The organism is Pseudonocardia asaccharolytica DSM 44247 = NBRC 16224, assembly GCF_000423625.1.
Classification (GTDB): Bacteria; Actinomycetota; Actinomycetes; order Mycobacteriales; family Pseudonocardiaceae; genus Pseudonocardia; species Pseudonocardia asaccharolytica.
In genome coordinates this window covers 94,052-114,964 of record NZ_AUII01000005.1, presented here as the reverse complement: position 1 = coordinate 114,964, position 20,913 = coordinate 94,052, and the positions used below count along the sequence as shown (strand labels likewise).

At 73.7% G+C, this 20,913-nt stretch carries 17 protein-coding genes; all 17 read left to right on the top strand.

The genetic code is table 11. The annotated features are described in order from the left end of the window. Positions 1 to 3 precede the first annotated feature (3 nt). The 17 genes from G567_RS0107945 to G567_RS27435 all read left to right on the top strand — a co-directional run bounded on the left by G567_RS0107945 (position 4) and on the right by G567_RS27435 (position 20,795). Positions 4 to 522 carry a MarR family winged helix-turn-helix transcriptional regulator gene (locus G567_RS0107945; RefSeq protein ID WP_028929570.1) on the top strand — a complete coding sequence of 173 codons (519 nt, stop codon included), beginning with the start codon at positions 4 to 6 and terminating at the stop codon, positions 520 to 522. 47 nt (positions 523 to 569) lie between these two features. Next, entirely contained in the window at positions 570 to 1,310 is a 741-nt protein-coding gene (locus G567_RS0107940; protein WP_037056306.1) for a phosphoglyceromutase, read from the top strand. 138 nt (positions 1,311 to 1,448) lie between these two features. Further along, positions 1,449 to 2,681 (top strand): sensor histidine kinase, encoded by a 1,233-nt coding sequence (locus G567_RS0107935; protein ID WP_028929568.1) that lies wholly within the window; start codon positions 1,449 to 1,451, stop codon positions 2,679 to 2,681. After that, positions 2,666 to 3,355 (top strand): response regulator transcription factor, encoded by a 690-nt coding sequence (locus tag G567_RS0107930; RefSeq protein WP_028929567.1) that lies wholly within the window; start codon positions 2,666 to 2,668, stop codon positions 3,353 to 3,355. Before G567_RS0107935 ends, G567_RS0107930 begins: the two co-directional genes overlap by 16 nt. Before the next feature lie 934 nt (positions 3,356 to 4,289). Continuing rightward, positions 4,290 to 4,919: a hypothetical protein gene (locus G567_RS31900; RefSeq protein WP_147200933.1), complete on the top strand. Its 630-nt coding sequence runs from the start codon at positions 4,290 to 4,292 to the stop codon at positions 4,917 to 4,919. 4 nt (positions 4,920 to 4,923) lie between these two features. Further along, complete coding sequence (locus G567_RS0107920; RefSeq protein ID WP_028929565.1) at positions 4,924 to 5,748, top strand: sugar phosphate isomerase/epimerase family protein; 825 nt, start codon at positions 4,924 to 4,926, stop codon at positions 5,746 to 5,748. Between the two features lie 19 nt (positions 5,749 to 5,767). Then, positions 5,768 to 6,772: an alpha/beta fold hydrolase gene (locus G567_RS0107915; protein WP_028929564.1), complete on the top strand. Its 1,005-nt coding sequence runs from the start codon at positions 5,768 to 5,770 to the stop codon at positions 6,770 to 6,772. Positions 6,773 to 6,821: 49 nt separating this feature from the next. Next, positions 6,822 to 7,994 (top strand): adenylyltransferase/sulfurtransferase MoeZ, encoded by a 1,173-nt coding sequence (gene moeZ, locus G567_RS0107910; RefSeq protein WP_028929563.1) that lies wholly within the window; start codon positions 6,822 to 6,824, stop codon positions 7,992 to 7,994. A gap of 197 nt (positions 7,995 to 8,191) precedes the next feature. Then, the gene (locus G567_RS0107905) at positions 8,192 to 9,889 is read left to right on the top strand and encodes a hypothetical protein (RefSeq protein ID WP_028929562.1); all 1,698 of its coding nucleotides are present in this window, start codon (positions 8,192 to 8,194) and stop codon (positions 9,887 to 9,889) included. Between the two features lie 63 nt (positions 9,890 to 9,952). Continuing rightward, positions 9,953 to 10,786, top strand: a complete 834-nt coding sequence (locus G567_RS0107900; protein WP_084795962.1) for a TIGR02569 family protein — start codon at positions 9,953 to 9,955, stop codon at positions 10,784 to 10,786. 157 nt (positions 10,787 to 10,943) lie between these two features. Further along, positions 10,944 to 12,335 carry a nitrate/nitrite transporter gene (locus tag G567_RS0107895; RefSeq protein ID WP_051232555.1) on the top strand — a complete coding sequence of 464 codons (1,392 nt, stop codon included), beginning with the start codon at positions 10,944 to 10,946 and terminating at the stop codon, positions 12,333 to 12,335. Between the two features lie 77 nt (positions 12,336 to 12,412). Next, positions 12,413 to 14,521, top strand: a complete 2,109-nt coding sequence (locus G567_RS27445) for a molybdopterin oxidoreductase family protein (RefSeq protein ID WP_084795961.1) — start codon at positions 12,413 to 12,415, stop codon at positions 14,519 to 14,521. Continuing rightward, a complete protein-coding gene (locus G567_RS27440) occupies positions 14,518 to 16,077 on the top strand; it encodes an FAD-dependent oxidoreductase (protein WP_051232549.1) in 1,560 nt (519 codons plus the stop codon). The genes G567_RS27445 and G567_RS27440 overlap by 4 nt, the downstream gene beginning before the upstream one ends. Next, positions 16,074 to 18,590: a nitrite reductase large subunit NirB gene (gene nirB / locus G567_RS0107880; protein WP_028929559.1), complete on the top strand. Its 2,517-nt coding sequence runs from the start codon at positions 16,074 to 16,076 to the stop codon at positions 18,588 to 18,590. Before G567_RS27440 ends, nirB begins: the two co-directional genes overlap by 4 nt. Continuing rightward, entirely contained in the window at positions 18,587 to 18,946 is a 360-nt protein-coding gene (gene nirD / locus G567_RS0107875) for a nitrite reductase small subunit NirD (protein WP_028929558.1), read from the top strand. Before nirB ends, nirD begins: the two co-directional genes overlap by 4 nt. Beyond that, on the top strand, positions 18,943 to 20,070 hold the full coding sequence (locus tag G567_RS0107870; protein WP_028929557.1) for a uroporphyrinogen-III synthase: 1,128 nt from the start codon (positions 18,943 to 18,945) through the stop codon (positions 20,068 to 20,070). Before nirD ends, G567_RS0107870 begins: the two co-directional genes overlap by 4 nt. Further along, positions 20,067 to 20,795, top strand: coding sequence for a sirohydrochlorin chelatase (locus G567_RS27435; RefSeq protein WP_051232546.1), 729 nt, complete (start codon positions 20,067 to 20,069; stop codon positions 20,793 to 20,795). The genes G567_RS0107870 and G567_RS27435 overlap by 4 nt, the downstream gene beginning before the upstream one ends. The last annotated feature ends 118 nt before the right edge of the window (positions 20,796 to 20,913 follow it).

The following is a 20,913-nucleotide window of genomic DNA, read 5'->3' as shown; positions in this document are numbered from 1 at the left end:
GCCGTGGACGACGACACCCGCTGGCTGAACCCCGACGAACGCGGCGCCTGGTTGTCGTTCGTAGCCATGGTGTCACTGCTCGAGGCCGCACTCGACCGTCAGCTGCAGCGCGACGCCGGCATGCCGCACGCCTACTACCGGATCCTCGCGATGCTCTCGGAGGTGCCCGGCCGCACGCTGCGGATGAGCGACCTCGCCTCGATCACCCACAGCTCGCAGAGCCGGCTCTCGCACGCGGTGGCCCGGCTCGAACGCAACGGGTGGGTGCGCCGCCGTCCCTGCCCCGACGACGGGCGCAGCACGCTCGCGGAGCTCACGAGCGCGGGGTACGCCGCGCTCGCCGCGGCGGCGCCGGGGCACGTGCACTGCGTCCGGGAGAACCTGTTCGACCGGCTGACCCCCGAGCAGGTCGGTCAGCTGCGCGACATCTGCCAGGCGGCGCTGTCGCGGCTGGCGGCGGAGCCCGGGGTGATCCCGATCCCGGGGGCCTGCAAGGCCGTGACCGACACCGCCATGGGCTGACCGGATCGGTCCTGCTCGCCCCGGCCCGGGGCTGGCAAGCTGGGCCCATGGGAATTCTGGTGCTGCTCCGGCACGGGCAGAGCGTGTGGAACGCCGAGAACCTGTTCACCGGATGGGTCGACGTACCGCTCTCCGAACTCGGCGAGAAGGAGGCTCGCCGCGGTGGTGAGATGATGCGCGAGGCCGGATTGCTCCCCGACGTGGTGCACACCTCCCTGCTTCGCCGAGCGATCTCCACGGCCAACCTCGCGCTGGACGTGGCCGACCGGCACTGGATCCCTGTGCATCGCGACTGGCGGCTCAACGAGCGGCACTACGGCGCGCTGCAGGGGAAGAACAAGAAGCAGACCCAGGAGGCCTACGGCGAGGAGCAGTTCAAGCTCTGGCGCCGCTCCTACGACGTCCCCCCGCCGCCGATCGAGCTCGGCTCCGAGTTCTCCCAGGACGCAGACCCGCGCTACGCGGACCTCGGCGAGGCCCTGCCCCGCACCGAATGCCTGGCCGACGTCGTCGCGCGCTTCCTGCCGTACTGGGAGTCGGCGATCGTGCCGGACCTGCGCGCCGGACGAACGGTCCTGATCGCGGCGCACGGCAACTCGCTGCGGGCGCTCGTCAAGCACCTCGACGGGATCTCCGACGCCGATATCGCCGAGCTGAACATTCCGACCGGCATCCCGCTGCGCTACGACCTCGACGACGAGCTGCGTCCGACCGTTGCGGGTGGGACCTATCTGGATCCCGATGCCGCGGCAGCCGCGATCAAGGCGGTCGCGAACCAGGGGCGCTGACGTCTTTCCGGCCACTCCGCCGCGGGTTGGTGAACGGGTAGTAAACAGTGACGGAAATGTGTCATTCAGAAAAGTTGGCACCGTCACTACTGCCACTTTGGGCTGCCGCCTCGGCCCCCCGCTGCCTACGATGCCGCCGTGACCGCCCTGGCCTGCTCGCTGCTGGCGGCCGCGGCCCTCGGGCTCGGCCTCATGGTCGGCGTCGTCTGGGGCGGGAAGCGAGCCCGCAACCGTTCCCGGCGCCGCGACGACGAACGGATGCCGACGCTGGCCGATCTGCTGCAGCGGGTGTTCCGCTCCTCCGGAGCCGGGCTCGCGGTGCTGTCGGACACCGGCGACGTCGTGTTGCACAACCCGCGCGCCGCCGATCTCGGCGTCGTGCATTCGGGCCTTCCGGACGCCCGCGCATGGGCGGTCTGCCAGCAGGTTCTGCGGAAGGGGACGCCACGGGACGTCGACCTCTCGCCGCTGGCGTATCGCGGCCGGGAGCCCGCCGCCGTGCTGGCCACGGTGCGCTCGCTCGGCGATGGGTTCACCGTGGTGGAGGCGGCCGACACGTCCGAAGCCGTCCGGTTGGAGGCCACCCGGCGGGACTTCGTGGCCAACGTCAGCCACGAGCTCAAGACTCCGGTCGGCGCGGTCGGGCTGCTCACCGAGGCCGTTCTCGACGCGGCCGATGACCCGGATGAGGTTCGCCGCTTCGGGTCCAAGATCCTCCACGAGGCTGCCCGGCTCGGCAACCTCGTCACCGAGCTGATCGCGCTGTCCCGGCTGACCGGGGCGGAGCGGCTTCCCGAACTCGCGGCCGTCGAGATCGACGAGGTGGTGCGGGAGGCGCTGACCCGATGCCGACTGTCGGCCGAGTCCGCCGGCATCGCCATCACCGTCGACTCGTCGTCCGGGCTCGTGGTCGACGGGGACCAGACGCTGCTCGTCACCGCGCTGTCCAACCTCGTCGAGAACGCGATCGCGTATTCACCGCAGGGCGCCTCGGTATCGGTGACGCGGCGGCGCAGCGGCGAGCTGATCGAGGTCGCCGTCACCGACCGCGGCATCGGAATCGCCCCGGAACACCAGAAGCGGGTGTTCGAGCGGTTCTTCCGCGTCGATCCCGCCCGCTCGCGAGCCACCGGCGGTACCGGGTTGGGGCTGGCCATCGTCAAGCACGTGCTCGCGAACCACGGGGGCGAGGTCCGGCTGTGGAGCCGGCCCGGAACCGGCTCCACCTTCACGATGCGGCTGCCGGCCGGCGACGCCGTGAACGACACGGACCAGGAGCCCGATGCCGGCGATGGCGCGCCGCTCACCACACCGCCTGACTCGGCACGGACCGCCGAGAGAGCTGGAGGACCGACATGGCCAGGGTGCTGATCGTGGAGGACGAGGAGTCCTTCGCCGATCCGCTGGCGTTCCTGCTGCGCAGGGAGGGCTTCACCACCGCGGTGGCCACGACCGGGCAGACCGCCCTGGAGGAGTTCGACCGCAACGGCGCCGACATCGTGCTGCTCGACCTCATGCTCCCGGGGATGAGCGGAACCGACGTGTGCAAGGCGCTGCGCTCCCGCTCCGCGGTCCCGGTGATCATGGTGACCGCGCGGGACAGCGAGATCGACAAGGTCGTCGGGCTCGAGCTCGGCGCCGATGACTACGTGACCAAGCCCTACTCCGCGCGCGAGCTCATCGCGCGGGTGCGCGCCGTGCTCCGCCGCGGCGGCGACGGCGGCCCGGAGGTGGACGGCCTGCCCGGCGTGCTCGAGGCCGGCTCGGTCCGGATGGACGTCGAGCGGCACGTGGTCTGCGTCAACGGCGAGGAGATATCGCTGCCGCTCAAGGAGTTCGACCTGCTCGAGTACCTGCTGCGCAACGTGGGCCGGGTGCTGACCCGGGGGCAGCTCATCGACCGGGTGTGGGGCGCCGACTACGTCGGGGACACCAAGACGCTCGACGTGCACGTCAAGCGGTTGCGCTCCAAGGTCGAGGCCGACCCTTCGGCGCCACGGCATCTCGTCACCGTCCGCGGGCTCGGCTACAAGTTCGAGGACTGAACCGACCAGCCGTGATCTGGATCTTGCTTCGTCGAACCGCCACTCGGGCGAACCCGATGCAGAGCGTGCATGCCGGCGGACGCGGTCGAGACAAGATCGCAACTCAACAGTAACCTGGTCGCATGTGTCCGGGTGTAGATGGCGTGCCTCCCACCTTCCACCCGCTGGTGGGGGCCGTCGGGCCCATGGCTGCTCCGCTCGACGGACGGGGCGCGGACCGGCGTGGTCGAGAAGCGGACCGCCCGTGGCGTGGCCGGCAGCCCGCTGCACACAATGGATCGGACCGGAAGGACCGTTCGGCGCAGAACTCGGCGGGAACGCTTGGACCCTTGACGTCGTTCGAGGCACGGTGTAGCGGATGAGTGCAGAGACCAACCCGCCGCGCCAGCGCACGGTTGCGGAGCTGCTTGCCGAGAACGGCGGGCCCGTGACCGGCCGCCGCCGGCGGCGGCGCGACGCAGACGGGGCGGACGACACCGCTCAGCCGGCCGGGTTGCGCACGACCCCGCCGGCCTCCGGTCAGTATCCGCCGCCCGGACGTCGCGCCGCGGCCTCCGAACCCGGCTGGAACCACCCCGGAGACAGAGCCGAGGGCCCCGCGGAGCTGCCGCCGCGGCCTCCGGCGCCCGGGCCGGCCCGCAGGCCCGGCGCCGCCACCCCTGCTCCTCCCGTTTTTTCGCCCCCGAATGTTCCGTCGCCGGCGCCGAACGGTTCCTCGATCAACGGCGGCCACACACGTCCACCGGTGGGTGCACCGGAACAGCCCCGTCCGCGGTTCGCCGCACCCTCGGCGCCGCCCGAGCGGCCCACCGAGCAGTTGCCGCGGCTCCGGGACGTCCCGATGCCCGTGTCCCGGCCACCGGACGAGGACCTCACCGGTCCGATCGGTCCCTGTCGGGGCGAAGCGACCACCGCCCTCCCGGCGCATGGCCAGATGACACCGACCCGCGACGACGCCGATGGCGGCCCGCCAACCATGCTCGGCGCCCCGCCGCTCGCGGACGACGACTACGACAGCGCCGACTACGACGACGGTTACGACAGCGCCGGGTACGACAGCGCCGACGACGAGAACGGCGGCCATGACGAGGCCGGTGACCGGGGCCGGCAGGGCCGGGCCCGCAGCGCCGACGCCGCCGTCGACCCAGGCCCTCCGACCCAGGCGGCGCGGCTCGATCCCTACGACGATCACCCCGCGGGCCTGCCCGCCGACGTCGACCTGCAGACAGAGCTGCACCCGGACCTCGATGCGGCCGACGACCAGTCGGCGCGCCGACTCGGCCGTCCCCGCGAGGAGGAGTCCAACGGTGCGGCCTGGGCCGGGGTGGTTGCGCAATGGATCGCGGGTGCGCTCGTCGGAGCGGGGCTGTGGGTCGGTTTCCGCTTCCTGTGGTTCAACCTGCCGGTCGTCGCGCTCGCGGCGGCGGTGCTGGTCACCGTCGGGCTCGTACTCGGCGTCCGGACGTTGCTGCGCAACGACGACCTGCGCACCACGATCTTCGCGGTGCTGGTCGGGCTGTTGCTGACCGTGTCCCCGGCGATTCTCGTGCTGCTCGGTCGGTGACGCGATGGCCGGTCCGGTGGTACCGCCCGTCGCGCTCTCGACGGCCTCGGTGTACCCGGAGCCGGTCGAGGCCGCGTTCGAGATCGCTGCGGAGCTCGGCTACGCAGGCGTCGAGCTGATGATCTGGAACGACCCGGTGAGCCAGGACATCATGGCCGTCCATCGGCTGGCCGACCGGTATGGCGTCCCGGTCCGCGCAGTGCACGCGCCCTGCCTGGCGATCACCCAGCGGGTGTGGAGCGCCGACCCCATCATCCGGCTCCGCCGCTCGGTGGCCGCGGCGGCGGATCTCGGGGCGGGCACGGTGGTGGTGCATCCCCCGTTCCGCTGGCAGCGCCAGTACGCCGGCCGGTTCGCCGACGAGACGGTGCGAGCGGGCGAGCGCCGCGGCGTGCGGCTGGCGGTGGAAAACATGTTCCCGGTCGTTCGCGGTGCGCTGCGGGTCGACCCCTACGACCCCGGGTTCGACCCCAGCGGGAACGGATACCGCCACTTCACTCTCGACCTCTCGCATACGGCCGCGTCCGGCTCCGACGCGCTCGCGATGCTCGATCGCATCGGCGACCGCCTGGCCCACCTGCACCTCTCCGATGGCAGCGGCGCCGCCCGCGATGAGCATCTGGTACCCGGCCTGGGGTCCCAGCCGTGCGCCGAGGTGTGCGAGCGGCTGGCCGCGGGGCCGTTCGCGCAGGCGGGAGGCACCGTCGTCGTCGAGGTCAGCACGCGGCGCTGCCGCACCCGGCACGAGCGGACCGATCTGCTCGCCCAGTCGTTGCTGTTCGCCACGCTGCATCTGCAACCCGCCACGGCCGCGGCGCCGGGTCCGTGATCGGTCGTACGGCGATCTCATGCCCGGCCGTCTCCTCCGCCTCGCTCCGGCGTCGTCCGGCTCGTCGGCGCCACTCGCCGACCCGGCCACGCTCGGCGCGTTCGACCCGAATCAGCCGCCATGGCCGGGTCGCGAGGTCACGTCCGGCGGGGTCACGATGCACGTGCGGGAGACCCCGGGGCCCGCGAGCCTGCCCGAGGCCGTCTATGTGCACGGGCTCTCGGGCTCGGCCACGAACTGGACTGATCTCGCCGGGTTGCTGGCCCCGCGCGCCGCGGGCCTCGCCGTCGACCTTCCCGGGTTCGGGCTTTCGCGCCCGCTCGTCTCCCGCGGATACACGCCTGCTGCGCACGCCGAGGCCCTGCTGGGGTTCCTCGCCGATCGCGAGCGGCCGGTGCATCTGCTCGGCAACTCCCTCGGTGGCGCGGTGGCGCTGGCCGTCGCCGCCCGGCGACCAGACCTCGTGCGCACGCTCACGCTGATCTCCCCGGCCATGCCCGACCTCCGTCCCGACCCGCGCCGGATGTCCGACCCGCTGATGGCGCTGGCGATGCTGCCCGGGATCGGGCGCCGCGCCCGCGCCTGGCTCGCCGCGACCGGCCCGCGCGCCCGCGCCGAGCAGGTCGTGCGGCTGTGCTTCGGCGACCCGTCGCTCGCGCTCGAGCACCGGCTCGACGAGGCCGCCGACGAGATCGTCGCCCGCGCGCAGCTGGAATGGGCGAGCGAGGCGCTGGCCATGGCCACGCTGGGCATGCTCGCGATGTGGCTGCGCACGGGCAGCGGGTCGCTGTGGGCGGTGGCCCGGCGGGTGCCGGCGCCCACGCTGGTGGTCTGGGGCGACCGGGACCGGCTGGTCGCGCCGCGGCTGGCGGGCCGGACGGTCCGGTCGCTGCGCCTGGGGCGGCTGCTGATGCTGCCCGAGGTGGGACATATCGCCCAGATCGAACGCCCCGAACGGGTCGCGGTGGCGGTGGCGGGAATGTGGGACGCGGTCGAATACGGCGAGTGGGAAGATCCTGGCTGACCGGTGCGTTGCCGGAGTCGGACGCATACGCAATCCGAGGAGCATCGATATGGCGCTACCGCCGCTCGTGGAGCCGGCCGCCGAACTGACCAAGGACGAGGTGGTGCGCTACAGCCGTCACCTGATCATCCCCGATGTCGGGATGGTGGGCCAGCGGCGGCTGAAGAACGCCAAGGTTCTGGTCATCGGCGCGGGTGGGCTGGGCTCACCGGCGCTGCTGTACCTGGCCGCGGCGGGTGTCGGCACGCTCGGCATCGTCGAGTTCGACGTCGTCGACGAGTCGAACCTGCAACGTCAGGTCATCCACGGCCAGTCCGATATCGGCCGGTCGAAGGCCGAGTCCGCCCGCGACTCGATCTCCGAGATCAACCCGCTGACCGAGGTCCGGCTGTATCAGGTGCGGCTGACCTCGGAGAACGTGCTGGACATCTTCGCCGACTACGACCTCATCCTGGACGGCACCGACAACTTCGCCACCCGCTACCTGGTGAACGATGCGGCCGTGCTGCTGGGCAAGCCGTACGTCTGGGGCTCGATCTTCCGGTTCGAGGGCCAGGTCTCGGTGTTCTGGGACAACGCACCGAACGGGAAGGGGCTCAACTACCGCGACCTCTACCCCGAGCCGCCGCCGCCCGGGATGGTGCCCTCCTGCGCCGAGGGCGGTGTGCTGGGTGTGCTCTGCGCGTCCATCGGTTCGACCATGGTCAACGAGGCGATCAAGCTGATCACCGGGATCGGTGAGCCGCTGCTGGGCAGGCTGGTCGCCTACGACGCCCTGGAGAGCACCTGGCGGACGATCAAGATCCGTAAGGACCCGCAGACCGCGCCGATCACCGAGCTGATCGACTACGACGCGTTCTGCGGCGTCGTGTCCGAGGACGCGCAGGCGGCCGCCGCAGGCCACACGATCACCGCCGCCGAGCTCAAGGAGATGATCGACGCGGGCAAGGACTTCGCGTTGATCGACGTCCGCGAGCCGCACGAGTACGAGATCGTCAGCATCCCCGGTGCGGTTCTCATCCCGAAGGACCGGATCCTTTCCGGGGAGGCGCTCTCCGAGCTCCCCCAGGACAAGCCGGTCGTGCTGCACTGCAAGTCCGGCGGCCGGTCCGCCGAGGCACTCGCAGCGCTGCACAGGGCCGGTTTCGCCGACGCCGTGCACGTGGGTGGCGGGGTCCTCGCCTGGGTGAAGCAGGTCGACCCCTCGCTGCCGACGTACTGAGCGTCGCGGCCCGGTACTGCACGGACCGTGACACCTGTCCGGTCTTTGCGATCCGGTCGGAGCAGTGACAAGCGTCCATACGGCCCAGTAATGTCTCGCTCCGAAGATCAAGACGGATCCTGGGACGCCGCGGCGCAGGGTTGCGAGCCGCAGCCACGGTGGTCTGTCGCCGGTGCTGCGGGGGGCTGTGGGCGTCGATGGGTGTCGCGGTTGGGGAGAGCTCTAAGCGGTGCGCCCTGCCCGGGTGCGGCGCGACGATCGAGATCATCCCGGGTCGTCCCGAGCGGCGGTACTGCACCGCGGCGCACCGGGTCGAGGCCCGAAGGGTCCGGCGGGCGGCCGCGCAGTCCGGTGATGACGCCCGGCTCGCCGAGGCGCTGCCATGGCTGCGTCCCGCCGGCGAGCCGGCGCGCCGCCCGGCCGCCGAGCCGCGGCAGCGCACCGACCGGTCGCCGCACCGCCCCGTACCGGAGCGCACCGTCCGCGGGAACGGATCGCCGCGCCGCAGTCGGGCGGTGGCCGCGCTCGGCGCGGCCGGGTTGATCGTCGGCGGGTATGTCATCACCGCGTCGGAGCCGGTGCGCCCGGCGTCGCCCGGCGTCGCAGCGCAGGCGTCGCCCGGCTACTCCTCGCCGCAGGACTGGGCCGCGCGTGCTCAGGTGGCCCTGACCTCGGTCGACCGGCAGCTCGACGTGATCGCGCAGACCGAGGAGGTCTGGAACCGGGTCCCGGCCGCGCAACGCGTCGGTGCCCCGCTACCGGTGCGCATGCTGCAGGAGCGGAAGGCCCTGCTCGAGCGGCAGAAGACGACTCTGCAGTCGCAGCTGGCCGCCTACCGTTCACTCGGAAGGGCCACCGACGAGCTGCGCCGGGCCGAGGAACAGCTCGCCATCGTGGAAAAGGCGCTGCGCGACGTCCCGCCGGAGGCGCTGCGCACCCCCGAACAGGCGGCCGTCATCGCCGCCCTCGACCAGCAGCGCGAGGTGCTGGAACGACGGCGCGACGCCAAGCGCGAGGAGCTGCGCAGCCTGTCCGACGGTGTCCGGAACGCCAGCCGCACCGCTCTGCCCGACGACAGCAGCCGCACCACGGACGTCAGCAACGAGGTGCTCGCGCTGGCGCAGAACCCGCGGGGCGATGACGGTGCCCCCGACGAGCGGTCGAGCCTGCGGCGTCCCGAGGTGGTGAGCGGGCGCGACAAGGAGGACGACAGACCGGGCGCCCACGTCGCCACCAGCGGCCCGCCCGACCCGCGCGGTCCGGGCGACGAGACCGCCGAACGGCGCGCCAACCCCGACGACCGCGGGTCCGGGAACGGCGGCGGTCCGGTCGAGACGGTCACCGGCGCGGTCCGCGACGTGGCCGCCGGGGCCAACGAGGCCGTGAGCGCCCCCGCCGGAGGCGCCGCGCGCGCCGCCGAGCCCGCCGCGGCCGGGCCTGCCGCCGTCGAGAGGCCGGTGCAGCGGGTCGTCGAGACCACCGACGACGTCGCGGCCGGGCCGCGCCGGTCCGGGAACGGGTCCGGTGGCGTCCCGCCGCAGGCCGCACCGCGTCCGGCGGAGGCCCCCGGCGCCCCGACCGATGCGCCGGTGCGGCCGCCCGAACCCAGCCTCGCCGCGGCCCCGGCCCCACAGGTGTCCGGCCCGCCCGGGCAGCCCCCGAGCGCCGTGGCCGGCCCGGCGATTCGCACCATGACCGCGGGCTTCGCCAGCCCCTACACCGACGCCGCGCTGCAGCAGGCCGACCGGGAGGTGGCGTCCCGGTACCCGGCACCGGAGGGGACGGACGGGTCGGGGCCGGTGCGAGACAGCGGGAACAGCGCCGCGGACGCCAGCGCCGCTCAGCAGTGGGCCACGGCGTACCAGCAGACGATGCTGGGCGGCCCGGTGGGCTGATAACCGACACTGTTCCGCGTGGCAGCCGTGCCACCGGCGCCACCGCAGGTACCGTGCGGAACCGTGACCGCTGCTCGCACAAGCGCCGCCGGCTCGTCCGGTCTGGGCGACATCTTGCCGCAGCACGTCCGGACCGCCTTCGGGGTGGCTGATGACCAGCCCCGCCTGATCGTGTGGGCGGGCATGCGGGCCTGGCAGTGTGGGGACGCGCTGATCCGCCCGGTGTTCGACAACGCCATGGCCGCCTGGTCGGCGGGTGTCCTGGAGAACCTTGAGGTCGAGGGCGTTCGGCTGGCCCGGCCACTGCGCTCCTCCGACGGTCGCTGGGTCGTGTCGGGCTGGGCCGCCTGCCGCTTCCTGCCGGGCGCGGCCGAGCCATGGCCCGACGACGCCGTCGCGGCGGCGATGCGACTGCACGAGGCGACGGCCACCGTGCAGCGCCCGCGGCTGCTCGACGACCGCGACGACGTGCTGTCCCACTCGGCGTCGGCGGCGTTCGGCGAGCGACGGCTCACCCTCGACCCGCGCACCGGCGGCGACCTGTTCACCGAGCTCGCCGCGCACCGGCGGCCGATCCGGTTGGCGTCGCAGGTGGTGCACGGCGAGTTGTTCGGCGCCGTCCTCTTCGACGAGAACCGCAGCCCCGCGGTGCTCGACCTCGTTCCGTTCTGGCGGCCCGCCGAATGGGCCGCCGCGGTGATCGTCATCGATGCGCTGGCCTGGGGCGGTGCCGACGAGGCCATCCTGGACCGCTGGGCGCACCTCGACGAATGGCCCCAGGCGCTGCTGCGCGCGGTGCTCTACCGGCTCGCGCTGCACGCCCAGCACCCCGAGGCAGACGCGCGGACGCTGGCGGGGCTCGAACGCGCCGCCGGGCTGGTCAGCGCCAGGCTCTGACGGCCCCGGGGCGCCCGGTCGGTATTGCCATGCCCGCACAGCCCGGCCGGACCCACGTTGAGAACCGATTTTCCTCCCCGTCACGCACGGCCATGAGCAGGTAACTCGCCGTTCCTACCGTCGGTCTTCGACAGACCGATGAGCGGGGGAGGCCCAGTTGACCGGAACGGATGTCGGAGCGCAGGGCACGGGCAGGCGGGGATTGCTTGCCGGCCGATGGATCGAGCACTGGGACCCCGAGGACCCCGGATTCTGGCAGCGGACCGGCCGGTCGGTCGCCAACCGCAACCTCTGGGCGTCGATCTTCGTCGAGCATGTCGGGTTCTCGGTGTGGACGCTGTGGTCGGTGTTCGTCCTGTTCATGGGCCCCGAGTACGGTGTGGACGCGGCGGGCAAGTTCTTTCTCGGCGCGACGGCGACGCTGGTCGGCGCCCTGCTGCGGGTGCCGTATACGTTCGCGGTGGCCCGCTTCGGCGGTCGCAACTGGACGGTGATCAGCGGGCTGCTCCTGCTGGTGCCGACGGTGGCCGCGGCCTTCGTGCTGCGGCCCGGCACGCCGTACGCCACGTTCGTGGTGATGGCGGCGCTGGGCGGCTTCGGCGGCGGCAACTTCGCCTCGTCGATGACCAACATCAACACGTTCTTCCCCGAGGCCCGCAAGGGCGGGGCGCTGGGGCTCAACGCGGGCGGTGGCAACCTCGGCGTGGCGGTGATCCAGCTCGTCGCGCTCCTGGCGATCGCGGTGGCCGGGGCCGCCCATCCGACGCTGCTGCTCGCGGTGTACATCCCGCTGATCGTCGTCTGCTCGGTGTGCGCGGCGTTGTTCATGGACAACCTCACCAGCGTGCGTAACGACACCGGGGCGTTCGCGCTCGCCGTGACCGACAAGCACACGTCGATCATGTCGTTGCTCTACATCGGCACGTTCGGTTCGTTCATCGGCTACAGTTTCGCGTTCGGCCTTGTGCTGCAGGCGCAGTTCGGGCGCACGCCGCTGCAGGCCGCGGCCGTCACGTTCATCGGCCCGCTGCTCGGCTCGCTGGCGCGTCCGCTCGGCGGCAGGATGGCCGACCGGGCCGGCGGCGCACGCGTGACCACCTGGACGTTCCTGGCGATGGCGGCAAGCACGCTGCTGTGCATCCTCGCCTCCGCCGCGAACTCGCTGGCGCTGTTCACCACCGGGTTCATCGGCCTGTTCGTGCTCTCCGGCGTGGGCAACGGCTCGACCTACAAGATGATCCCGGCGATCTTCCGTAGGCAGGCGCTCGAACGGATCGCCGGTGGTGCCCCCGAACGGGTCACGCTGCTGCGGGCGCGGCGGATCTCCGGCGCGGCGATCGGCCTGATCTCGGCGGTCGGTGCGCTCGGCGGGCTGCTGATCAACCTCGCGTTCCGGCAGTCCTTCTCGGCCACGAACTCCGGAGCGCCGGCGTTCTGGACCTTCCTGGCGTTCTACCTGGCCTGCACGGTGGTGACCGTCGCCGTCTACCTGCGGGGGCCCGTCATTGTCCACACCGGACACCAGCAGGTCGCTCTCGCCCGGGTGTGACGAGGACCCGCACTGGGACACATCCCGGAAACGCCGCCGAACCACGAACGACATCGGAGCGATCGAGGATGCCTGCCATGACAACGCCCACGCACTGCCCGTACTGCGCACTGCAGTGCGGTACGGCGGTGGCCCCGAGCGGTGAGGTGACGCCGCGGCAGTTCCCGACCAACCGCGGCGGGCTGTGCCAGAAGGGGTGGACGGCCGGGTCGCTGCTGGGCCATCCGGAGCGGCTCACCACCCCACTGCTGCGCCCCGCCCGCGCCGCCCCGCTGGGCCCGGTGAGCTGGGACGCCGCCCTCGGCCACGTCGCGCAGCAGCTGGTCCGGCTCCGTGCCACGCACGGCCCGGACTCCGTGGCCGTGTTCGGGGGGGGCGGGCTGACGAACGAGAAATCCTATCTGCTCGGCAAGTTCGCCAGGGTCGCCCTCGGTACCTCGCAGATCGACTACAACGGACGGTTCTGCATGTCCTCGGCCGCGGTGGCCGGCAACCGGGCGTTCGGGATCGATCGCGGGCTGTCGTTCCCGGTCACCGATCTCGACGACGCCGAGGTCGTCCTGCTCGCCGGGGCGAACGTCGCGGAGACGATGCCGCCTCTGCTCGGGCACCTCGGCGGGGCCCAGCTGGTGGTGGTCGACCCGCGGCGCACACCGACCGCCGAGCGGGCGATCGCGAGCGGCGGCCTGCACCTGCAGCCGGTGCCCGGCACCGATCTGGTGCTGGCGCTGGGGATGTTGCACGCCGCCGTCGCCGACGGACGCCTCGACACCGACTACCTCACCGCGCGCACCAGCGGGCTGGAGGAGACGTGGCGGGTCGCGGCGCGGTGGTGGCCGGAGCGGGCCGAGCGGGTGTGCGGGGTGGCCGCGGCCGATATGCGTGCGGCGGTCGGCCTGCTCGCGGGAGCGCAGCGGCGCTACGTGCTCACCGCCCGCGGCGCCGAGCAGCACGCACACGGCGTCGACACGGTGACGGCGTGGATCAACCTCTCGCTCGCGCTGGGGCTGCCCGGCCGTCCCGGCTCCGGGTTCGGGACGATCACCGGCCAGGGAAACGGCCAGGGCGGTCGCGAGCACGGGCAGAAGGCCGATCAGCTGCCCGGCTACCGGCGCATCGACGACCCCGCGTCCCGGGCGCACATCGCCTCGGTGTGGGGCGTCGACGCGGCGGCACTGCCGGGGCCCGGACGCAGCGCTACGGAGCTGCTCGACGCCCTCGGCCGTCCCGGCGGACCGCGGGCGTTGCTGGTGTTCGGCTCGAACCCGCTGGTCTCCGCGCCCGATGCGACGGCCGTGGCGCAGCGGCTGGCCGCGCTCGAGCTGCTGGTCGTCGCCGACTTCCTGCCCGGCGAGACCGCGTTGGCCGCCGATGTCGTCCTGCCGGTCGCGCAGTGGGCGGAGGAGGAGGGCACCCTGACCAACCTGGAGGGCAGGGTGCTGCGCCGACGCCGGGCTCTGGATCCGCCGCCGGGGGTGCGCACCGATCTCGAGGTGATCTCGGGCCTAGCGCGGCGGCTCGGCGCGAGCGGCTTCCCGGCCGAACCGGAGCGGGTCTTCGACGAGCTGCGCGCGGCGTCGGCGGGTGGTCCGGCCGACTACGCCGGGATCAGCTACGCCCGGCTCGACGCCGGGGAGGCGCTGCACTGGCCGTGCCCCGGCCCCGACCATCCCGGCACCCCGCGGATGTTCCTGTCGCGCTTCGCGCATTCGGACGGCCGGGCGCGGCTCGTCCCGGTCGATCCCCCCGCCGCCGCCGAGCCACCCGACGCCGAGTTCCCGCTGCGCGCGACGACCGGCCGGGTGCTCGTGCACTACCAGTCGGGGGTGCAGACCCGCAGGATCGACGAGCTGGCCGCGATCGTGCCCGAGTCGTTCGTCGAGGTGCATCCCGATACGGCCGCGCGCGCCGGGCTCGCCGACGGCGAATGGGCGCGGGTGGTGTCGCGGCGCGGGTCCGTCCTCGCGCGGGTGCGCTGCGTGCCGAGCCTGCGCATCGACACCGTGTTCCTGCCGTTCCACTTCGGCGGCGAGCAGACGGCCAACCGGGTCACCAACCCGGCGCTCGACCCGCTCAGCCGGATGCCCGAGTTCAAGGTCGCCGCGGTCCAGCTCATCCCCACCCGTGAGTGCGTAACAGTGTTAGAACACTGTTACGCACTCACGGGGGCGGAGTACCTGCGATGAGGCGGCGGGTCGTGGTCGTCGGGTACGGGATGGTCGGGGCCCGGTTCGCCGAAGAGGTCCGCCGGCGCGATCCCGACGGAACCCGGGTCGCGCTCACGGTGCTCGGCATGGAGGACCGCCCGGCGTACAACCGGGTCCTGCTGTCGACCGTGCTCGCCGGGGGCCTCACCCCGCAGGCCGTGCAGATGCACGACGTCGGCTGGGCCGCCGAACACCGCGTCGACGTGCGCACCGGCGTCGCCGTCATCCGGATCGACCGGCGGCGCCGCGTCGTGCACGCCGCCGACGGCACCGCGGTGCCCTACGACGACCTCGTACTGGCCACCGGCAGCCGGGCCTGGCTGCCGCCGGTGGTGGGGCTGGCCGATCCACCGCGGCTCGCGCCCGGAACTACCCCGACTCGCGCTCGGAGATACCCTGACTCGCGGCGGCCCGGTCCCGGGGTCGCGGTGTTCCGCGACCTCGACGACTGCGCACGCATCCTCGACATGGCTCGGCCCGGCGCCCGGCTCGCGGTGGTGGGCGGCGGGCTGCTGGGGCTGGAGGCCGCGCGCGGGCTCGCCGGGCGCGGCGTCGAGGTCACCCTCGTGCACCCCTGCGAACATCTCATGGAGCGCCAGCTCGACGCCGGGGCCGGGGCGGTGCTCGCCGCCGTCGTCGGCAAGCTCGGCATCGCGCTGCGGATGGGTGCCGGGGCCACCGCGTGGGCGCCGGGAACCGGGCTCACCTGCGACGACGGTGCGATGCTCGACGTCGACGGCGTCATCGTGGCGGCCGGAGTGTACGCCGAGACCGGGCTGGCCGCCGACGCCGGGATCGACGTGGACCGCGGGGTCCTGGTCGACGACCGGCTGGCCACCTCGGCGCCGCGGGTGTACGCGGTCGGCGACTGCGCCCAGCACGCCGCCGCCCCGGCGGGGCTGGTGCAGCCGGGCTGGGAGCAGGCGGCGGTGCTGGCCGATCTGCTCACCGATCATGACCCGGCCGCGCGCTACCGCGGCACCCGGGCGGTGACCCGGCTCAAGGCCCGCGACGTCGACCTCGCCGTGGTGGGCGACGGGCTCGCCGGCGAGGACGCCACCGATCCCGAGACCGAACTGCTGCGGTTCACCGACGCGCGGCGCGGTCGCTACGCCTCGCTGGCGCTGCGCGACGACCTCGTCGTCGGCGGCATCGTGATCGGATTTCCGGATGCGGCGGCGACGTTGATCCAGCTGCACGACAGCGGGCAGCCCGCGCCCGCCGACCGCCTCGCGTTGCTGTTCGGCCGCGCGCTGCCCGGCGAGGCCGCGCCGACGTCGGACCCAGGGCGGCTGCCCGCGGCGGCGGTGGTGTGCCGGTGCAACACGGTGACCAAGGGCGCGCTGGTCAGCGCCTGGCGGGCCGGTGCGACCGACGCCGCGGCGCTGCGCCGCGCCACCCGCGCGGGTACCGGCTGCGGGAGCTGCGTCGACACCGTCGCCGGAATCTGCGACTGGCTCGCCGGGGCCGATCCGGATCCGCCCGCAGCGCTGGTCGGAGTCCCCGGCGGACATGAGGAGGAAGGAGCGGCATGACACGTCATCTGGTGGTGGTGGGCCACGGGATGGTGGGGCACCGGCTGGTCGAGAGCCTGCGGGCCCGGGACACCACGGGCGACTGGCGGATCACGGTGCTGGGCGAGGAGGCCCACCCCGCCTACGACCGGGTCGCGCTTTCCTCCTATGTGGATGGCAAGACGGCCGAGGAGCTGGCCCTCGGCGGCCACGACGACGAGCTGGTGCAGGTGCGGCTCGGCGACCCGGTGGTCGCGCTCGACCGGGACATCCGGCGGGTGACCACCGCGTCCGGGTCGACGCTGCGCTACGACGCGCTCGTGCTCGCCACCGGCTCGACGCCGTTCGTCCCGCCCGTGCCCGGCAGGGACCTGCCGGGCTGCTTCGTCTACCGCACCCTCGACGACCTGGACGCGATCAAGGCGGCGGCCGCGGCGACGATCGCGCGACCCGGGCCCGGCCGACGCTCCGCCGTGGTCGTCGGCGGTGGGCTGCTCGGCCTGGAGGCGGCCCGCGCGATGCGGCTGCTCGGGCTCTCCCCACAGGTCGTGGAGATCGCGCCGCGCCTGCTGCCGGTCCAGGTCGACGAGGGCGGCGGGGTACTGCTGCGCACCCTCGTCGAGGCCCAGGGCCTCGCGGTCCGCTGCGGGGTCTCGGTCGCCGGGATCGAACGCGACGGGGACCGGCTGCTCGCCCGGCTCTCCGACGGCGTCGAGCTCGACGCCGACCTCGTCGTGTTCTCCGCAGGTATCCGCGCCGCCGACGCGCTCGCCAGGGCGTCCGGGCTACCGGTCGGGGAGCGCGGCGGCGTGCTGGTCGACCAGCGGTGCCGAACCGCCGACGAGAACGTCTGGGCGGTGGGCGAATGCGCGGCGCTGGAGGGTCGCACCTACGGTCTGGTCGCGCCGGGGTACGCGATGGCCGAGGTCGTCACCGACCGGCTGCTGGGCGGCGCGGCGACGATGGCGGCCGCGGAGCTGGATATGTCCACCCGGCTCAAGCTGCTCGGCGTCGACGTGGCGAGCTTCGGCGACGCGCACGCGAGCACCGAGGGCGCGCTGGAGGTCGTCGTCGACGATCCGGTCGCGGGCAGCTACGCCAAGCTGGTCGTCTCCCGGCCCGGCACCGGCGCGCCCACCCTGCTCGGCGGCATCTTCGTCGGCGACGCGTCGAAGTACGCGGCGCTGCGCCCGCTGGTCGGCTCGCCGCTGCCCGCCGATCCGGTCGCGATGATCGCGCCGGGCGGGGTGGAGCTCGGGGCGGATGCGCTGCCCGACGCCGCCCAGATCTGCTCCTGCAACGCGGTGACCAAGGGCGCGATCCGGACCGCCATCGCCGCGGGTGCCCACGACGTACCGGCGATCAAGGCGTGCACCCGGGCGGGGACCAGCTGCGGATCGTGCGTGCCGATGCTCAAGACGCTGCTGACGCAGTCCGGCGTCGAGGTCTCGAAGGCCCTGTGCGAGCACTTCGCGCACTCCCGCGCCGAGCTGTTCGAGATCATCGCCGGGGCCGGGATCCGGACCTTCTCCGAGCTGGTCGAGCGGCACGGAACCGGGCGCGGCTGCGATGTCTGCAAACCGGCCGTGGCCTCGATCCTGGCCTCGCTCGGCACCGGACACGTGCTGGCCGGCGAACAGGCCGCGCTGCAGGACACCAACGACCACTTCCTGGCCAACCTGCAGCGCAACGGCACCTACAGCGTCGTCCCGCGGATCCCCGGCGGGGAGGTCACGCCGGCCGGGCTGATCGCGATCGGCGAGGTGGCGCGCGACTTCGGGCTCTATACGAAGATCACCGGCGGGCAGCGGATCGACCTGTTCGGCGCCCGCGTCGAGCAGCTGCCCGCGATCTGGAAACGGCTGGTGGACGCCGGGTTCGAATCCGGGCACGCGTACGGCAAGGCGCTGCGGACCGTGAAGTCCTGCGTCGGAACGACCTGGTGCCGCTACGGAGTGCAGGACTCGGTGGGGCTCGCGATCGCGCTGGAGCTGCGCTACCGCGGGCTACGCAGCCCGCACAAGATCAAGTCTGGGGTGTCGGGCTGTGCCCGCGAATGCGCTGAGGCCCGGTCGAAGGACTTCGGCGTGATCGCCACCGAGAACGGCTGGAACCTCTATGTCGGCGGCAACGGCGGCTTCACCCCGCGGCACGCCGACCTGCTGGTCACCGACGTCGACACCGAGACCCTGGTGCGGATCATCGACCGGTTCCTCATGTTCTACGTCCGCACGGCGGATCGGCTGCAACGCACCGCCGCCTGGATCGAGGCCATCGACGGCGGGCTCGACCACCTGCGCGCCGTGATCGTCGAGGACTCCCTCGGCATCTGCGCCGACCTGGAGGCCGCGATGGCCGCGCATGTCGCCGGATACTCCGACGAATGGGCCGGGGTGCTGGCCGACGAGGAGAAGCTCGCGCGGTTCGTCTCGTTCGTCAACGCGCCGGACGCCCCGGATCCCACGGTGTCCTTCGTCAGCGAGCGCGGTCAGCCGGTGCCGGTACCGGTCGGGATGCCGGAGCTGGTCCGATGAGGCCCACGCTGGTCTGGCATCCGGTCTGCCCGCTCGAGCGGCTGCAACCCGAGCGGGGCGCGGCCGCGCTGCTCGGCGACCGGCAGGTCGCGCTGTTCCACACTCACGACGGCACCGTGCACGCGATCGGGAACATCGACCCGTTCTCCGGTGCCGCGGTGCTCTCCCGCGGCATCGTCGGGGACCGCGGCGGGGTGCCGATGGTCGCCTCGCCGGTCTACAAGCAGGCCTTCTCCCTGCTGGACGGCCGTTGCCTGGACGACCCGGACACCGCGGTGCCCTGGTACCCGGTGCGGATCAGCGACGGGCGCGTCGAGGTCGGTGTGCGGGTCGGCATACCGGTCACAGCCTCGTGACGGCGCCCACCGTCCCCCCGCTCGCCGGCTTCACCGTCGGGGTCACGGCCGCGCGCCGGGCCGACGAGCTGGGCACGATGCTGGAGCGCCGCGGCGCGGTCGTGCAGCACGGGCCCGCGATCCGCATCGTCGCGCTCCCCGACGACGAGCGGCTGCTCGCGAACACCCGGACGCTCGCCGAGCGGCCCCCGGACATCACCGTGGCCACCACCGGGATCGGGTTTCGCGGCTGGATGGCGGCCGCCGACGGATGGGGTGTGGGCGAGCGGCTGCGCGCCGCGCTCGGCCGCGGCACGCTGCTGGCCCGCGGCCCGAAGGCGCGCGGCGCGATCCGCGCCTCCGGGCTGGTCGAGGCGTGGTCGCCGGAGTCGGAGTCGACGGCCGAGGTGCTCGACCACCTGCTGGGCATCGGGGTGGCCGGGCGGTGCATCGCCGTGCAGCTGCACGGGGAGCCGCTGCCCGAGGTGGTGGCGGCGCTGCGGCGGGCCGGCGCGGAGGTCGTCGAGGTGCCGGTGTACCGGTGGGCGCCGCCCGCCGACATCGCTCCGATGGACCGGCTGACCGACGCCGTGCTGGTCGGCGGCGTGGACGTGGTCACCTTCACCAGCGCCCCCGCGGCCGCCAGCCTGCTGGCCAGGGCCGCTGAACGCGGGGTGCGGACCGAGCTGGTCGACGCGCTGCGCGGGCCGGTGCTCGCGCTCTGCGTCGGGCCGGTCACGGCGGCCCCGCTCGAGGCGCTCGGCGTGTCCACCGTGCAGCCACACCGCTGCCGGCTCGGCTCCATGGTCCGCACGCTGGAGGCCGCGGCGCCCGCGCGCGCCCGTAGGTTCGCGGCCGGCGGGCACCGGCTGGAGCTGCGCGGGCACGCCGTCGTGGTCGACGGGGTGTTGCACCGGGTGCCGCCCACCCCGATGGCGCTGCTGCGGGTGCTGGCCCGCCGACCGGGCTGGGTGGTTCCGCGGGCCGAGCTGCTGCGGGTGCTGCCCGGCGGCGGCGACGACGAGCATGCGGTGGAGACCGCGGTGGCCCGGCTGCGGGCGGCGCTGGGCAGGCCCGCGCTGGTGCAGACCGTGGTCAAGCGGGGCTACCGGCTCGCCGTCGACCCGGCCGGTGAGCCGCGATGAGCCCGCCGCTGCTGCTGGTGGCGCACGGTAGCCGCTCGGCCGCGGCCGCCGCCGAGGTCCGGCAGCTCGCGGCCGCCGCCGCGGCGGCGCTGGGCGTGCAGGCACGGATCGGCTACGTCGCCGTCCGCGGGCCCACGATCGCCGACGCCGTCGCCGGGCTCGACGGGGCGGTCGTCGTCCCGGCGTTCCTGGCGTCGGGATATCACGTGCGGACCGATCTGCCCGCCCAGCTCGCCGCCGCCGGCGCCGACCCGGCCCGGTTCCCGCTCACCGCGACGCTCGGGCCGGACCCGCTGCTGGTCAGGGCGGCCGGGTCCCGGCTCCGGGCGGCGGGCCTGCGCCGCGGCGACGCGGTGGTACTCGCGGCCGCCGGGTCCGCGGATGCGGCGGCGCTGCGGGAGGTCGGTGCGGCGGCGCGGATGCTCTCGGCGGCGGTGGGCCGCCCGGTGCCGGTCGGGTTCGCCGCCGCCACGCTCCCGCGGATCGACGCGCTGGTCGCGGCGCTGCGCGCGGCGGGACGGCGGCGGATCGCGGTGGCCTCGTGGCTGCTGGCGGCGGGCGCGTTCCACGACCGGATCGCCGCCTGCGGCGCCGATGTCGTGGCGGCGCCGCTGGCCGCGCACCCCGACGTCGTCACCGCCGTCGCCCGGCGTTACCGATCGGCCGCCGGCCGCGCCGGCGCGGGGAGATGCGAGCCCAGCCCGGTGGCGGCCGCTAGCCGTTGAATCCCGCCACGACTTCTCCGGCGCTTGCTCAGGGCTACGTCAAGGTTGCCGCAACTGTCTCGATCATCGCCCGGGGACCCGCGGTCAACTGTGTGGGCCGCGCCCGTGGAACGCGCGG

Coding starts and splice junctions, on each gene's coding strand:
- G567_RS31900 (WP_147200933.1), top strand. CDS start 4,290: ATGACACCGACCCGCGACGACGCCGATGGCGGCCCGCCAACCATGCTC.
- G567_RS27435 (WP_051232546.1), top strand. CDS start 20,067: ATGAGCCCGCCGCTGCTGCTGGTGGCGCACGGTAGCCGCTCGGCCGCG.
- G567_RS0107940 (WP_037056306.1), top strand. CDS start 570: ATGGGAATTCTGGTGCTGCTCCGGCACGGGCAGAGCGTGTGGAACGCC.
- nirD (WP_028929558.1), top strand. CDS start 18,587: ATGAGGCCCACGCTGGTCTGGCATCCGGTCTGCCCGCTCGAGCGGCTG.
- moeZ (WP_028929563.1), top strand. CDS start 6,822: ATGGCGCTACCGCCGCTCGTGGAGCCGGCCGCCGAACTGACCAAGGAC.
- G567_RS27440 (WP_051232549.1), top strand. CDS start 14,518: ATGAGGCGGCGGGTCGTGGTCGTCGGGTACGGGATGGTCGGGGCCCGG.
- G567_RS0107905 (WP_028929562.1), top strand. CDS start 8,192: ATGGGTGTCGCGGTTGGGGAGAGCTCTAAGCGGTGCGCCCTGCCCGGG.
- nirB (WP_028929559.1), top strand. CDS start 16,074: ATGACACGTCATCTGGTGGTGGTGGGCCACGGGATGGTGGGGCACCGG.
- G567_RS0107920 (WP_028929565.1), top strand. CDS start 4,924: ATGGCCGGTCCGGTGGTACCGCCCGTCGCGCTCTCGACGGCCTCGGTG.
- G567_RS0107930 (WP_028929567.1), top strand. CDS start 2,666: ATGGCCAGGGTGCTGATCGTGGAGGACGAGGAGTCCTTCGCCGATCCG.
- G567_RS0107915 (WP_028929564.1), top strand. CDS start 5,768: ATGCCCGGCCGTCTCCTCCGCCTCGCTCCGGCGTCGTCCGGCTCGTCG.
- G567_RS27445 (WP_084795961.1), top strand. CDS start 12,413: ATGACAACGCCCACGCACTGCCCGTACTGCGCACTGCAGTGCGGTACG.